The organism is Akkermansia massiliensis, from assembly GCF_023516715.1.
Taxonomy (GTDB): domain Bacteria; phylum Verrucomicrobiota; class Verrucomicrobiia; order Verrucomicrobiales; family Akkermansiaceae; genus Akkermansia; species Akkermansia massiliensis.
Genome location: NZ_JAMGSI010000001.1, coordinates 888,525 through 902,685 on the forward strand (window position 1 = coordinate 888,525; position 14,161 = coordinate 902,685).

The 14,161-nt window shown below is 56.6% G+C and carries 9 protein-coding genes; 3 read left to right on the forward strand and 6 right to left on the reverse strand.

What is annotated here, in order from left to right; translation table 11 throughout:
- Window position 1 precedes the first annotated feature (1 nt).
- The 3 genes from M8N44_RS03805 to M8N44_RS03815 are packed head-to-tail and all read right to left on the reverse strand — an operon-like array spanning window position 2 to window position 5,018.
- Window positions 2-2,830, reverse strand: a complete 2,829-nt coding sequence (locus tag M8N44_RS03805) for a DEAD/DEAH box helicase (RefSeq protein ID WP_102728767.1) — start codon at window positions 2,828-2,830, stop codon at window positions 2-4.
- A gap of 35 nt (window positions 2,831-2,865) precedes the next feature.
- On the reverse strand, window positions 2,866-4,383 hold the full coding sequence (locus M8N44_RS03810; RefSeq protein WP_102728768.1) for an Eco57I restriction-modification methylase domain-containing protein: 1,518 nt from the start codon (window positions 4,381-4,383) through the stop codon (window positions 2,866-2,868).
- Window positions 4,380-5,018, reverse strand: a complete 639-nt coding sequence (locus M8N44_RS03815; protein ID WP_205597327.1) for a DNA methyltransferase family protein — start codon at window positions 5,016-5,018, stop codon at window positions 4,380-4,382. The genes M8N44_RS03810 and M8N44_RS03815 overlap by 4 nt, the downstream gene beginning before the upstream one ends.
- A 256-nt stretch (window positions 5,019-5,274) precedes the next feature.
- Between M8N44_RS03815 and M8N44_RS03820 the strand changes: the two genes are divergently transcribed.
- A complete protein-coding gene (locus tag M8N44_RS03820) occupies window positions 5,275-6,288 on the forward strand; it encodes a tyrosine-type recombinase/integrase (RefSeq protein WP_128155306.1) in 1,014 nt (337 codons plus the stop codon).
- A gap of 120 nt (window positions 6,289-6,408) precedes the next feature.
- Here M8N44_RS03820 and M8N44_RS03825 read toward each other — a convergent pair whose 3' ends face one another.
- Both M8N44_RS03825 and cls read right to left on the reverse strand, forming a co-directional pair.
- On the reverse strand, window positions 6,409-7,929 hold the full coding sequence (locus M8N44_RS03825; RefSeq protein WP_102728771.1) for a pyruvate carboxylase subunit B: 1,521 nt from the start codon (window positions 7,927-7,929) through the stop codon (window positions 6,409-6,411).
- Window positions 7,930-8,035: 106 nt separating this feature from the next.
- The gene (gene cls, locus M8N44_RS03830) at window positions 8,036-9,490 is read right to left on the reverse strand and encodes a cardiolipin synthase (RefSeq protein WP_102722342.1); all 1,455 of its coding nucleotides are present in this window, start codon (window positions 9,488-9,490) and stop codon (window positions 8,036-8,038) included.
- A 143-nt stretch (window positions 9,491-9,633) separates the two neighbouring features.
- On the opposite strand from cls, the gene M8N44_RS03835 reads away from it, so the two are divergent.
- Both M8N44_RS03835 and M8N44_RS03840 read left to right on the forward strand, forming a co-directional pair.
- Complete coding sequence (locus M8N44_RS03835; RefSeq protein WP_102722341.1) at window positions 9,634-10,449, forward strand: thymidylate synthase; 816 nt, start codon at window positions 9,634-9,636, stop codon at window positions 10,447-10,449.
- A gap of 21 nt (window positions 10,450-10,470) precedes the next feature.
- Window positions 10,471-10,941 (forward strand): dihydrofolate reductase, encoded by a 471-nt coding sequence (locus tag M8N44_RS03840; protein ID WP_102722340.1) that lies wholly within the window; start codon window positions 10,471-10,473, stop codon window positions 10,939-10,941.
- 107 nt (window positions 10,942-11,048) lie between these two features.
- Here the strand turns inward: M8N44_RS03840 and M8N44_RS03845 are convergent, their stop codons facing one another.
- Entirely contained in the window at window positions 11,049-14,156 is a 3,108-nt protein-coding gene (locus M8N44_RS03845; RefSeq protein WP_102722339.1) for an efflux RND transporter permease subunit, read from the reverse strand.
- Window positions 14,157-14,161: the final 5 nt, after the last annotated feature.

Here is a 14,161-nt window from a genome sequence, read left to right on the forward strand (position 1 = left end):
GTTAATTCCCCTCTTTTTCCGGGATTGCCTTCTCAGCAGGAATGAGTTTCCCTTGTTCCAGGCTTCGCGGGTAGGGGAAGAGTTTTTTCTCTTCGCCAAATTTTACGGTCATTCGGCCGGAGGATTCGTCCAACTTTACTACAATGCCCGTGCCGTATTCCCGGTGGGTAAGGAACGTCCCTTTACGAATACGCACGTTCGGAGCAGGCGGAGGTTCCTCTTCTTCCTCTTCCGGACGGCAGGCGATGCGGTCATCCGCCGTTGGGGAGGGAAGGGCTTTTTCCTCTACAGCGCCGGCCATGGAATCCTGCTGGGCCCCGGCCATCATTTCATAGTCTTCCCGGCTCAGGACGGTAGCGTACAGCCCCACGTTTTCCTCCGCGTGGCGATTGATACCCGTATAAACAAGACTGGCGTCTTCATACCGTTTGAACTTGTACACGGCATCATTCATCAGAGCTTCATTAAAGACGTTCAGGCTGACGAGCAGTTCAAAATCTTTTTCCGTCAGCCCGGTTACTTTCCGGAACAGATGCGGCTCCAGTTGGGTGATCACATCTTTCAGGCAGTATTCCCGGAAGTCTGACAGATACATGAAGATGGGGATTCTGGCGGCAAATTTGATCAGTTTCTGCTGTATCTGCCTGCGCAGGGATTTGATTTCCTTTTCTTCCTGTGAGAGGTCTTTTTTTTCCTTAGGGGTCAGATCGTCTTTTCCTTTGCGCATTCCTTTGACGGCATCTGATTTGTTGATAATGGTCTCAAGATCACTGTTCAGATTGCGGAAGCCTTCAATGCTCATCAGGGCATCCATGGCTTCCCGGCTGGCAAGCAGGCGCTGCAGGGTGACGTTATCCACATTGACCAGCAGGGCGCTTTCCCAGCGTCTGGCCAGCAGGGTGGCGCTGGTTCCCGCCATGGCCATATCCAGTATTTCCGCAGCTTCCACCTGTTTCATGGCGCTGCCGTCGTAGGCCAGCACGGGAAGAAAGCTGATGAACTCCTTCACCTTGGTTTCCGGATTGCCCGGGTTGGCGTTCAGGCGGCAGCTGTAGTCAGCTATTTGCTTAAGGGCGCGGTCCAGGGCAAAGTCAAAGACGTAGCAGTTGGGTTTGACGATTTCTTTTTTCCCCGGCTGATCACTGTCCACCGTCCACGGGCTTTGCACCCGGAAGGCTGCCTGGAAGTAAGTTTCCGGGCTGGAGAGATTGCGCAGCATGAAGATGCCGGCCCAGGGCTTGACGGTAACGCCCGTGGTCAATTTGCCGCAGGAGAGCGTAATGGTTTTACTTTCCAGCGGATTGCCGCCCATGGCCTTCAACACGGGCGGCAGGGCGTTCGCCCCCGTGCCGGCTTCCGGTCCGGCGCAGACGATGACCTGATAGTCGTGGTAAAAGGTATTCTGACGTTGTTGCAGCAGGTTGTTCATGGCGTGGCAGGAAGCCACATCCGGCAGAAACCACAGGGTATGGTTGAGCAAACTCATCAGCCGGGTATCCGAGTAAGGCATGGGGGGCTTTTTGCCGCCCAGCTTCAGCTCATCCGTCGCCGCGGCATGATGGGAGCCGCGGATCAGATCCAGCCATTTCTGGACGTATTCTTCATGAATAAAACGGGCTTTATTCCCTTTCCCTTCCGCCTGGAAGAAGACGTTCAGGTCAAATTCGTTGAACTCTCCCCCCAGAGCGATTTGCCGGATGTCCTCCGGCACGCGGTAGGTAAGCAGCACCATGCGCGGCAGGGCGGCATACGGGTTATTTTCCCCCTGCCAGGCAGCCTTGGCGCGCTGTTCATCGGAATACGTCCAGCTGTAAATTTGTTCTTCAATAAACTCGCCGGAGTTCAGGGCGCGGAACGGCGTTCCGGAAAGGTACAGGTAGTGGTCCGCAGTGATGGGCAGATCCTGTTCATCGCAGACATTGCCGGTGTTGGTTTCCGGGGGCGCGGTGTTGTATTCTTCTTCCTCATCCTCCATCAGGAACAGAGCTTTGGCGTTTTCCTTCCACGCCCCAAAGTGGTATTCGTCAAAGATAACCAGATCCCAGTTGATTTCCCGCACCCATTCATGCTGGGGCTTGATGCCGCCCGTTTCCTTATTCACCCCCAGAAAGTCCTGAAAAGAGCCGAAGCACACAATAGGCTGTCCGGCGTCCGCCTGCCGGTATTGCTCGTCAATGGGCTGGGCGTCCGGCCCTTGTTCCCGGCAGATGAATTGCCAGCCTTCAAAGTCCAGGTGCGTTTCCAGGTCTTCCTTCCACGCCGTCTGCACCGCCGGCTTGAAGGTCAGGATGAGCGCCCGGCGCGCGTTCAACCGCCGTGCCAGCTGGTAAGCGGCAAAGGTTTTGCCAAAGCGCATTTTGGCGTTCCACAGAAAACGCGGCGTGCGTCCATCCGCGCGTTCCGCTTTAAAGTAGTTCAGCGTCCGCTCCACGGCTTCCGCCTGTTCCGGGCGCATGGTAAAATCCCTGGTGCGGTTTTCCATGTTGGCCGTCCGGGTGCGCACCGCCAGCCATGCCGCCCTGATTTCTTTCTCCGTACAGCGGAACCATTCCCCGCCCACTCCCTCCACGCCTTTTTTCTCCAGCATCCGGTGTACGGCATGGTCCGTAAAGCTGCTTCCGTCTTCATACAGAGCCGGTTCCGCGAAGATAACCCGGTAGGGTTTCTTCCCTTCCGGCCTCAAGGTAGGGTACTGCTGCGCTACGCGTTTTTCCACATCCACCGCCGTGTACCCCACTTTCAGACAACCGGGATAGCTGGCGTCCTCATAGGCATAAATCATTGGCCGCGCATTCGTTCTTTGTTTAAAGAAACGATCGCTGTTTTCCATAGTTCTTTGTGTAAAAAACTCAATTGCCACGTGGGTTACCCTCCAATCTCCATAGGTTTAATCAATTTCTCAATATAGTCTATTTCTTCGCTTTTTAGAGAATACTTCGAATATAGCATTTCATCTGTCCAAGGTTTTTCAAAACCGACATAAGGGACAAAACAGAATTTATCTTTTGTTATATGAATGGACGAAAGAGCCTGTAACAGCAGGAAACGAGCAAATTTACTGGACATGAAAGAAACAAGGTTTTCTGCTTCCTGCTTTTTCTCAAACACATCCAAAATAAGGTATGTTTCAGTACAGGCTTCTTTTGGGTTGAGAATGCGTAATGAAGATAATATTTGATAATTCCCTTCGGATGTAGGCTTATTACCACCAGACATGGCATAGGTGATAATGACTTTATATTTATCAAGGATACTTTCCTTATCTGTCACAGTATTTTTGTGCAGATAGATGAACCCTTTGGAGGTAAGAATTTTAATAGTATTAATCCCGAATTCATTAGAACCACTAACAGTAGTTGGTAGATTGAAATAATTACGAGAGTAAACGACTTTGTTCATAAGTTTATCTTTACTTGCTAGAACCTTTCTAATGATCGTTAATGCAAGGTTGCTACGAACAAAGTAATCAAACTCATCCAAGGAGCGAATATTCTCTGAAGTGCATTCTCCCTCCTTTATGTTAACAACGGCACAGTCTCCCGAATAAGTGTTATCCCAAAGAAAATAGCAGATTCCTCCTGCAATATTTACACCAGGGAAGCAGTCTGCACTATTGGTAACATCTACAAGTTTTCTTATATGTTTTTGACCGAGCATAGTTGCTCGGAAGTCATCCAAACCCTTTCCTCCAGCATACCATCTTGCAGGGATGACCATAGACAAATATTTCGGTTTAAGTTTCATCGTTTGCTCAACAAATAAATGATATAATGGCTTGGCACTTGCTCCGTTGCCTCCATCATCAAGTTGATAAGGGGGATTGCCGATGATGACATCAAAGTTCATAGGAAACAGGTTATTCGGATTGTTGGCGTGGATGAATTCGTAAGCGTGGCTTTCCAGCCCCTCTTTTCGTGCCTGCTCTCCATAGGCGGCTTGAGAGGCACCGCAAAAGACGCATTTGCCGCCCCTCCAGGTGTGTGTGATGTGTTTGTAGCGGATGTTGCCGTCAGCATTGTCAAAACGAACGACGGAGTAAGGCCCATTGGGGTATTTGGAACAATACACTCCGCGGCGGGCGAGAAGGGATGTCAGCTCCGTAATGGCGATGCCGAAGAGCTGATTTCTGAAAATGTGTTCCAGGCGCTCCTCCCGGTTTGGGAGGTGAGCTTCCAGCCCCTTGTTGAGCCTTTTGGCAATCTCCCTCAGAAAGACGCCGCTCTTGCAGCAGGGGTCCAGAAAGGTAACGGAAGGGTCGGAAAAAAGCTCCTGCGGGAGCAAATCCAGCATGGCGTTGGCAATCTCCGGCGGCGTGAACACCTCGTCACTGGAAAGATTGGCCAGGCAGCTCAATACGTCAGGGTTATGGATGTTATTGTTCATGATTCCGCTTCCGGCAGTTTGCGGTAATCCATGGGGGGGAACTCACGTACCGGGTATTTGGGTACGTATTCCAGAGGAAGTTCCCCTTCCGCCTGTTCCAGGGAAGTCCGGGCGTTTTGATCACGCAGGAGTTCATCTTGCCGGAAGTCCCGGCGTTTGATGAGGGCGCCGCCCACGGCGGACCATTCGGAAAAGAGGATAGGCTCCTGAGTATCATGGGCGGAAGCATCTACTTTTTTCATGCTCAGGGCGTTGCCGTTAAGAATGTTGCGTTCCAGGACAAAGTGGACGGTTTTCTGGCATTCCGCGGAGGGCGGACGTTTTAAACGCCGTTCATATTCCGCCAGCCACAGGGTCTGCAGACGTTCCCGGCAGGCGCGGACGTTATCCGCCAGCAGTTCCACCCCATAGATAGACATGAGAGCCAGCACGGCGCGGAACTCATAATCCGCCGGGGAACTGCCGTATTGCCGGCGGACGGTTGCCAGCTTCCTCAACAGGATAGGGGCCAGAAAGGCGCCTTCTCCGCATGCCGGTTCCAGAAAGCGGCTGTCAATGCGTTCCGCTTCATGCGCCACCAGATTGAGCATGTCATTCACCAGCCAGTCAGGGGTGAATACTTCTCCGTGATCCATTACCCGTTTACGGGATTTAATCTGAGAAGGAGTTTGAGGATTGGGCGACATGACGCCTCTCTTTTCGCACGGATAGGCTATCCGCAAGATTTGTATAGATTGATTTTCTTTGGAGAAAGAGCAAAGGCGCAAGTATTTGTGTACTTAGTCAATGAATGAGTATTGCCGTTACGTTTTTGTTTCCTTATCTTTTTTTATTGCTCTGACCGTTTTATACTTGATGCGGATAGCCTATCCGTTTTCCTATCTTTTCTTCATGACTCAACAGGAATTGATGGAAGAAGAAGCCCTGCTCATTTGCTGGATGCGTAAAAAACGCGTGCAGGCTGCGGAAATAATGGTCATGGCGCGGTTGCTCCGGGGTGTTTCAACCGGGATGTCCGGGCGGCTGCAATGCGTGGAGCTGGGGATTAAGGAATGGAAAGCGATGAAAAAGACGGTCAGTTTTTCCGTTTGCGTGGCGGAGTCCCTGAAAGCCCGGGCGCATCGGCGGCGACGCACGCTGGAAGAAATCCGGTACGTTACGGCGCGGATGGTGAAGGCGTGGCCGGACCTGAGACATAAGATGATGCGGAGCCTGAGGCGGGAAGATTGCCAGCGCATCCTGAATATATTCCCGACGGCCAGCGGACGGCGTAAGGCTCGCATCATCCTACACGGAATATGTGCTTTTGCCTGCCGCAGGGGATGGGCGGGGAAGAACCCGGCAGCGGAGACGCCGTGTCCGCATGTGAAGGAAAGAAGAGTGCCTGTGCTGACGCCGGAGGAGTGCCGGAGGCTGATGACGGCAGCACAGGAGGTGTGCGGTGGCGAGTGTCTGCCAGCAGCTGCGCTGATGCTGTATGCCGGAGTGCGTCCGCAGGAGGTCAGAAGACTCCAATTCCGGCATATCAGGCTGGAAGAAAAAGCGGCGCTCATTCCGGCACGGCATTCCAAGACGGGAGGGGCGCGGCGGGTGACCCTTCGGCCGGTAGCGTTGCAGTATTTGCGGGCTTTCCGGAATCATTCCGGGGAAGAACCATTGTGCCCGGCAGGATGGGAACGCAAGTGGCGGCTGGTGCGTGCCCGCGCCGGCTGGAATAACTGCCGGCCATGGGTGCAGGATATATTAAGACACACGTTTGCCAGTTACCACGCGCTGGAATTCCGGGATTATGCCGGATTGCAATGGGAGATGGGGCACCAAAACGCCCATTTATTGAAAACCAGATATCTGAATATGGATGAAATCAGAAGGCAGGATGCCCGCGCCTTCTGGCTGGCGGCGTAAGCCCTTCTTCTCGGGAAAACAGAGAGGTTGAATAAGAAGCAGGGACGTTCATGCAAAGCGGGCGGTCCCCTCCATGAAGGGAACTGCCCGCAAACGGTTTGAGCAGATGCTTCGGAGATTTTAGCCGATGCGTTCCACTTTCACGGAGTGGGACTGGCCGTTGATGATGATGGTCAGGTCACGGGAACCGGAGGGGCCGCTCACCCGGGCGGTGATGCCGTTGTCAATGACGGTCATGGACGGCGCGGCCGCCGGAGCCGCGGCGGGAGCGGTGTTCACCTGCACGGGGGCTTCTTCCTTAGGTTCCGGCTTTTTGTAGAAGTCTTCCACCTGCTGCGGGAACATGGCGTAGATGACGCAGTGTTCGTCGTCCGTGGGGAGCCCCTTTTCCGCAAGCTTCCTGCGCAGGTCTTCCATGCCGGGCTTGATCAGGTCCGCCGGACGGCAGGTGATTGGTTCCTTGCCCATCTTTTCCGCGCAGAGTTTCTGCACTTCCGGGTCCACGGGAGCCGAGGTGCGGCCGTAGTAGCCCAGGGCAATGTCCGCCGCCTGGGGGGTGATGTTCTTCCAACGGCCGAACTTGACGTTCAGCATCGCCTGCACGCCTACGATCTGGGAGGTGGGGGTCACCAGCGGAATCCAGCCCAGGGCCTTGCGGACTACCGGGATTTCCGCGAATACTTCCTCAAATTTGTCTTCCATGCCCTGTTCCTTGAGCTGGGTGCGGAAGTTGGAAAGCATGCCGCCGGGCACCTGGTAACGGAGCGTGTCGGAGTCCACCACTTCGTTGCGGTGGGAGGCGAATTTGCCCAGGCTTTCATAAACGGGCTTGAGCATTTCGGACACCTCAATGAGCTTGTCCGCATCGTAATCCGGCTTGCGGGGATTGCCGTTCAGCAGGGCGAGCATGCGCAGGCAGTCCGGCTGGCCCGTGCCGTTGGCGAAGGGGGAGATGGAGACGTCGCACGCGTCCACCCCGGCGTCAATGGCGCTGAGGTAGGTGGAGGCGCCGAGGCCCGAGGTGTCATGCGTGTGGATCCAGACGGGGATATTCAGGTCCTTCTTCAGGGCACTAACCAGTTCATGGGTCACATAAGGGGGGATGAGGCCGGCCATGTCCTTGATGACGATGGCGTCCGCCCCCATGTCCGCCAGCTCTCGGCCCATGTCCACGAAGCTCTGCGTGGTGTGCACGGGGGAAGTGGTGTAGCAGATGGTGCCGTGGGCCTGGGCTCCGGCCTTCTTGGCGGCGCGAATGGAGGTCTCCATGTTGCGCGGATCGTTCACGCAGTCGAAAATGCGGAAAATGTTCATGCCGTGCTTGGCGCTCATGGCGACGAAGGCTTCCACCACGTCGTCCGCGTAGTTGGTGTAGCCCACGATGTTCTGGCCGCGCAGGAGCATCATGTGCGGCGTCTTGGGGGCGGCCTTCTTCAGGGCGTCCAGGCGGTCAAAGGGCCACTCCTTCAAAAAGCGCAGTCCGGCGTCGATGGTGGCGCCGCCCCAGGTTTCCAGGGCGCTGAAGCCCATGGAGTCCAGAATGGGGGCGATGGGCAGCATGTCTTCCGTCTTCATGCGGGTAGCTGCCAGGGACTGGTGCCCGTCGCGCAAAACGGTACAATTGAATGTAACAGGATTCATTATTTAGTTAACTATTGTTAAAAATTGAAGAGGTGGCTTCTTGAGGATGATTTTCTCACAGCCTCTCTTTCAGGTCAAGCGTACAACAACGGATTCACCGTAAGAACTACTGCACGGGAGCCATCAGCCGCGCCAGGTTGCAGAGCATCTTGAAGCCCAGGGATTTGTTGTTGTAATCCTCCAGGGATTCCTTTTTGGAGGAGGCAAAATCCTTCTCCAGCATCTCCTTCACCTCCGCGCAGACGGCGGGGGAGTGGATGACGGCGGTGATTTCAAAATTCAGGGCCAGGGAGCGGTTGTCCAGGTTGGCGGTGCCCACAGTGGCGATGTCGTCGTCCATCAGGATCACCTTCTGGTGCAGGAACCCTTTCTGATAGGCCCAGACCTGGATGCCGTACGTGTCCAGGTCACGGAGGAAGGTGAAGGAGGACAGCTTCACCAGAATGTGGTCCGCCCGTTCCGGACGCAGGATGCGCACATCCACGTTCCGCAGGGCCGCGGCCTGGAGGGCGGCCATTACCCCTTCGTCCGGGACGAAGTAGGGGGTGGCTATCCAGAGCCTTTCCCGGGCTCTGTTCGCCAGGGCAATGATCGCGGTTTTCCAGGCGGGGATGACGTCCGCCGGGCCTGAAGGAAGCATCAGCACGGTTTCATCCTCCCGCTGGGGCGTAATTTCCCAGCACAGGCAGGGCAGGGAGGAGGGACCGGATTTCAGCATGGCCCAGTTCCAGTCTTCCAGGAAGCTGATTTGCGTCTGCTGGACGGAGGGGCCTTCCAGCTGCACAAACGTGTCCCGCCAGTAGCCCAGGGCTCCCTTGCCCAGATACTCCCGTCCGATGTTCATGCCGCCGATGAAGGCAGTGGCCCCGTCCACAACCACCAGTTTCCGGTGGTTGCGGAAGTTCAGCCGCAGGATGTTGCTCAGGAAGTGGCGTTTTCCGTTGAAAGGCTCAATGTTCACGCCCTCCTTCCGCAGGGCGGAGATGTAGCCGGGGGGAAGCTTGTGGGAGCCGATTTCATCATACAGCATGTAGATGCGGATGCCGGCCCTGGCGCGTTCAATCAGCAGGTCTTTCAGGTTCTGCCCCACGGAATCGTTCTTAATGATGAAGAATTCGATCAGAATATAGTGCTCCGCGTTCTTGATGGCGTCGTAAATGCGCGGGAAGGCGTGGTCCGCGTCAATGAGCAGGCGGCAGGAATTGCCGCGGCAGACGGGCAGGCGCACGATGTTGGAAAGCGTGTGCATGATCTTTCCCACCGTATCGGAGGACTGGACGGCATACGGGGCCATGCAGTTCGTGATTTTATCCGTCAGTTCCCCCCAGGAGGATTCCGGATCCGTCTGGCGGCGGCGCGTTTCCACATATCCGCTGAACCTGCGCCGCCCCAGAATCAGGTAAAAAGGCACCGCAATGTACGGAAAGGCCAGCAGGGAGATGAGCCACGCGATGGTTCCCTGCGGCGTCCGCGTGTGGAGCAGGGCCGGAATGAGGCAGAAGGCGCCTGCTATGTGGCAGAGGGCGGCAAATCCCAAATATGGCTCTTCAGGGATGATCATGGAACGGAAACCGGAAAAGATGCTGAGGGGGAAAACGGCGGGAAGCGGTGAAAAGGCTGGCTTTTGAGGCTGGAGATGGTACTAAAGTGGCGCATGCTCATATTATCACGGGTCCAGGGATTAGAAAAGCGTAAATTAAGGGAATGAAACAGTATTTGGCACTTTTGGAGGATGTCCTGACCAACGGGGTGGGGAGGGAAGACCGTACCGGAACGGGCACCATCGGCGTGTTCGGGCGGCAGAGCAGGTATGACCTGCGCGACGGTTTTCCGTGCCTGACCACCAAGAAGCTCCATCTGCGCTCCATTATTTACGAACTGCTCTGGTTCCTGAAAGGGGAGACTAATGTCAAGTTCCTGAAAGACAACGGCGTTACCATCTGGGATGAATGGGCTGATGAAAACGGGGAGCTTGGCCCCGTGTACGGCGCGCAGTGGCGCTGCTGGCCGGGGAACGACGGCAAGCCCATTGACCAGATTGCCAGGCTGATTGACGGCCTTAAGAACAATCCGTGGTCCCGCCGGCACATCGTCAGCGCATGGAACGTGGCCCTGGTGGATGACATGGCGCTCCCTCCGTGTCATTCCCTGTTCCAGTTCTGCGTGATTCCCGCCCAGCCGGGGGAAGGGAAGCACGGGCTTTCCCTCCAGCTTTACCAGCGCAGCGCGGACCTGTTCCTGGGAGTTCCCTTCAACATAGCCTCCTACGCTTTGCTTTTGCTCATGGTGGCGCAGGTATGCGGGTATGAGGCGCGGGAATTCATCCATACCTTCGGAGACCTGCACCTGTACCGGAACCATCTGGACCAGGCGAGGGAACAGCTCTCCCGCACGCCGCGCCCTCTGCCGGTCATGAAGCTCAACCCGGAGGTGAAAACCATTGACGGGTTCCGGTATGAAGACTTTGAACTCGTGGGGTACGATCCCCTGCCGCACATCAAGGCGCCCGTTTCCGTTTAGAATTCCACCCCTTGATCCATCATGTCACAGCCCGTTACTTATACAGGAGTAGTCGCCATGGCCTCCGGCCGCGGCATCGGCTACCGGGGAGCCTTGCCCTGGCGCCTGCCGGACGACCTCAAGACTTTCAAGCGCATCACGACGGGACATCCCGTGCTGATGGGCCGCAAGACTTATGAGAGCATCGGGAAGCCGCTCCCCAACAGGCAGAACATTGTGCTCACCCGTGACCCCGCCTGGACGGCGGAAGGGGTGCAGGTGATCCATTCCGTGGAGGAACTGGAACGTCTGGAACTGATGGACCCGGAGGTCATGGTCATCGGCGGGGCGGAAATCTTTTCCCTGATGATGCCGTTCATGTCCCGCATGTGGGTCTCCAAAGTGAAGGGGGAATATCCGGCGGATACGTTCCTCCCTCCGTTTGAGGACAAGCTTGGCCATGCCTCCCTGAAGGAACGGTTTGAAGGCTTTGACCTGTACTTGTACGAGTAGGGGAAGGGACGGCTTCTTTTCCGCATTCTCCCCGGATATGGGATGAAGCGCAAAAAAGACGGAGCGGCAAAGCCGCCCCGTCTTCCAAATAGGGATTTTTTCTCCCGTTATTGCGCCTTTCCGGTGAACAGGGCCTTCACCCATTCACGGTAGCGCTGGAACATGGCGTACAGCGCCGGAATGAACAGGATGCCCACCACGGTGGCAAGAATCATGCCGTAGAAGGTGGAGATGCCGATGGCCTTGCGGCTTGCCGCGCCCGCGCCGGAGGCGATCACCATGGGGAACACCCCGATGATGAAGGAAATGGCCGTCATCATCACGGCGCGGAAACGCTGCCGGGCTCCTTCCAGAGCCGCCTCCTGGATAGGCACGCCGCGTTCCCGCTCCATCTTGGAGAACTCCACCATCAGGATGGCGTTCTTCCCGGCCAGGCCCACCAGCATCACCAGCCCGAGCTGGGCGTAAATGCTCAGGGGAGTGTTGCAGATGATCAGGCCCAGCAGGGCGCCCAGCAGGGCCACGGAGACGGAGACGATGACGGAAATGGGGACCGTCCAGCTCTCATACTGCGCCACCAGGAACAGGTAGCCGAAGAGCAGGGCCATGCCCATCAGCAGCACGATCTTGCCGTCATTCTGCCGTTCCTGGTAGCTCATGTCCGTCCAGGTGATGGAATAATTTTCCGGCAGCGGCAGGGCCTCAATCTGGTTCATCAGCTCTCCGCTACTGACGCCTGGCTTGGCCTGGGCGGTCACTTCCGCGGACATGAGCTGGTTGAAGCGGGATATCTGCCGCGGTCCGACCATGTAGGACAGAGTGGCTACGGAGCTGAGCGGCACCATCTGGCCCTGGTCGTTCTGGATGTAGGTGTTCATGATGTCGTTGATGCTGGTGCGGTCTTCCGCCGCGGACTGCATCTTCACCTTGAACGTGTAGCCGATCAGGTTGAAATCATTGATGTACATGGAGGCCAGCTTGCTCTGGAGCGTCGTGAAAATGCGGTTTACGGGCACGTGCATGCTCTGCGCCTTTTCACGGTCGATGTTCAGGAAAAGCTGGGGCGTGTTCGCCTCATACGCGCTGCGGGCGTACATGGCCCCCGGCAGCTTGTTGATCTTGTCCAGCAGTTCGTTCGTCACGCGTTCCAGGTCCTTGGGAGTTTCCTCGCCACTGGCCTGGAGCATGAAGGAGACGCCGCCCGTCAGGCCCAGGCCCATGATGGCGGGTGGGCTGAACACGGTGGCCTTGGCCGCCGGAATCTCGTCGCACAGGATGGAAGCCTTCTGCATGATGGAATCCAGGGAAAGCTCCGGAGTCTTGCGCTTGTCCCAGGAGTCAAGCTGGGCGATGCACATGCCCAGGTTTTCCCCGTTGCCGCCCATGAAGCTGAACCCGGAGGTGGAGGAAACCTGGCGCACGCCGGGAATGCTCATGAGCTTCTGCTCCGCGCTGCGCATGGCCTGTTCCGTACGGCCCAGCGTAGCGCCCGGAGCCAGCTGGATGTCGCAGAAGACGGTGCCCTTGTCTTCCGGGGGAAGGAAGGACTTGGGAACGGTTTCAAACAGCTTCCAGTTGCCGAGCAGCACGGCGGCCAGCAGAATCAGCGTGAGCCAGGCGCGGCGCACCATGATGCCGGCGCACTTGATATAGCTCTTGCGCGCCCATTCCAGCGTGGCGTTGAAGGGGCGGAAGGGGCTGAACCTGCTCTGCTTCCTTTTCTTCTTCTTCAGCAGCAGCACGCACAGGGCGGGGCTGAGCGTCAAGGAATTGATGGCGGAAAGGCAGAGGGCCACGCACATGGTCACGGAGAACTGCATGTAAATGTTCCCCACCATGCCGCCGAAAAAGGCGATGGGCACGTAAATGGCCACCGTCACCAGCGTGGTGGCGATGATGGCCCCCGTAATCTGGTGCATGCTCTTCTTGGTGGCTTCTTCCGGGGTCAGGTCTTCCGTTTCCAGAATGCGCATGGTATTCTCCACCACGATGATGCCGTCGTCCACCAGGGAGCCGATCACCAGAATCAGGCCGAACATGGTCAGCACGTTGATGGAAAAGCCCAGCGGCAGCAGGATGGCGAAGGTGCCAATCAGGGAAACGGGAATGGCGAGCGCCGGAATGAGGGTGGCGCGCCAGTCCTGAAGGAACACGTACGTGATGCCCACCACCAGAATCAGGGCGATAATCAGCGTTTCCACGATTTCCGCCATGGTGGCGGAAATATATTGCGTGGGGTCGTAACTGACGACATAGCTTACGCCGTCCGGAAAGCGTTCCTGCAATTTGACCAACGTATCCTTCACGCCGTTCATGGCTTCCAGGGCATTGGCGTCATCCAGGCGGTACACGGCCATGTTCACGGAATCCTCCCCGTTGTTGCGGCTGCTGCCCGTGTAGGTCTCCGCGCCCAGCTCAATGCGGGCGATGTCGTCCAGCCGGGTGACGTGGCCGTCCTGTCCGGTGCGGACGATAATCTTGCTGAACTCCTCCACCGTTTGAAGCCGCCCGGTGACGTTCACCTTGTACTGGATGAAATTGTTTTCCCCTTCCGAGCCGATGGAACCGGCGGCGGCCTGCACGTTCTGCGCCTTGATGGCGTTGGAAACGTCATCCGGCGTGATGTTCAGGGCGGACATGCGCAGGGCGTCCAGCCAGATGCGCATGCTGTAATTCTTTTCCGGCATCAGGTTGACGGCGGAGATGCCCGGCACGCGGGCGATCTCATCCTTCACCCTGGACTTGACGAAGTTGTTCAGCTCCAGGGAACTCATGCTGGTGGACCGGAAGGCGAAGAACCCCAGGATGTCCGAGGAGCGCTTCCGTATCTTGATGCCCTGGTCCGTCACTTCCTTGGGCAGCTTGTACTCCACGCGCTTCAAGGCGTTCTGGACGTTCACCATGTTGATGTCCGAGTCCGTGCCGCTCTTGAACGTCAGGGAAAGAGAATAACCGCCGGTGTTGTCCGACTTGGAGGAGAAATAAAGCAGGTTTTCCAGCCCGTTGAGTTCCTCCTCAATGGGGGAGGCCAGCGTCTCCATCACCACCTGGGCGCTCGCGCCCGTGTAAGTGGCCTGCACGTTGATGCTGGTGGGCGCGATTTCCGGATACTCCGCAATGGGCAGCTGCTTCAGGCAGATGCCGCCCGCCAGAATCATCAGGATGGCGATGACGATGGCGAATTTGGGGCGTTTGATAAACAGGTCCGCAATCATGGGAG

What these genes read in the sequence shown, in the direction of transcription:
- M8N44_RS03810 (WP_102728768.1), bottom strand. Translation starts at nt 4,383, where the DNA reads ATGAACAATAACATCCATAACCCTGACGTATTGAGCTGCCTGGCCAAT.
- M8N44_RS03845 (WP_102722339.1), bottom strand. Translation starts at nt 14,156, where the DNA reads ATGATTGCGGACCTGTTTATCAAACGCCCCAAATTCGCCATCGTCATC.
- M8N44_RS03825 (WP_102728771.1), bottom strand. Translation starts at nt 7,929, where the DNA reads ATGAATCCTGTTACATTCAATTGTACCGTTTTGCGCGACGGGCACCAG.
- cls (WP_102722342.1), bottom strand. Translation starts at nt 9,490, where the DNA reads ATGATCATCCCTGAAGAGCCATATTTGGGATTTGCCGCCCTCTGCCAC.
- M8N44_RS03835 (WP_102722341.1), top strand. Translation starts at nt 9,634, where the DNA reads ATGAAACAGTATTTGGCACTTTTGGAGGATGTCCTGACCAACGGGGTG.
- M8N44_RS03805 (WP_102728767.1), bottom strand. Translation starts at nt 2,830, where the DNA reads ATGGAAAACAGCGATCGTTTCTTTAAACAAAGAACGAATGCGCGGCCA.
- M8N44_RS03840 (WP_102722340.1), top strand. Translation starts at nt 10,471, where the DNA reads ATGTCACAGCCCGTTACTTATACAGGAGTAGTCGCCATGGCCTCCGGC.
- M8N44_RS03820 (WP_128155306.1), top strand. Translation starts at nt 5,275, where the DNA reads ATGACTCAACAGGAATTGATGGAAGAAGAAGCCCTGCTCATTTGCTGG.
- M8N44_RS03815 (WP_205597327.1), bottom strand. Translation starts at nt 5,018, where the DNA reads ATGGATCACGGAGAAGTATTCACCCCTGACTGGCTGGTGAATGACATG.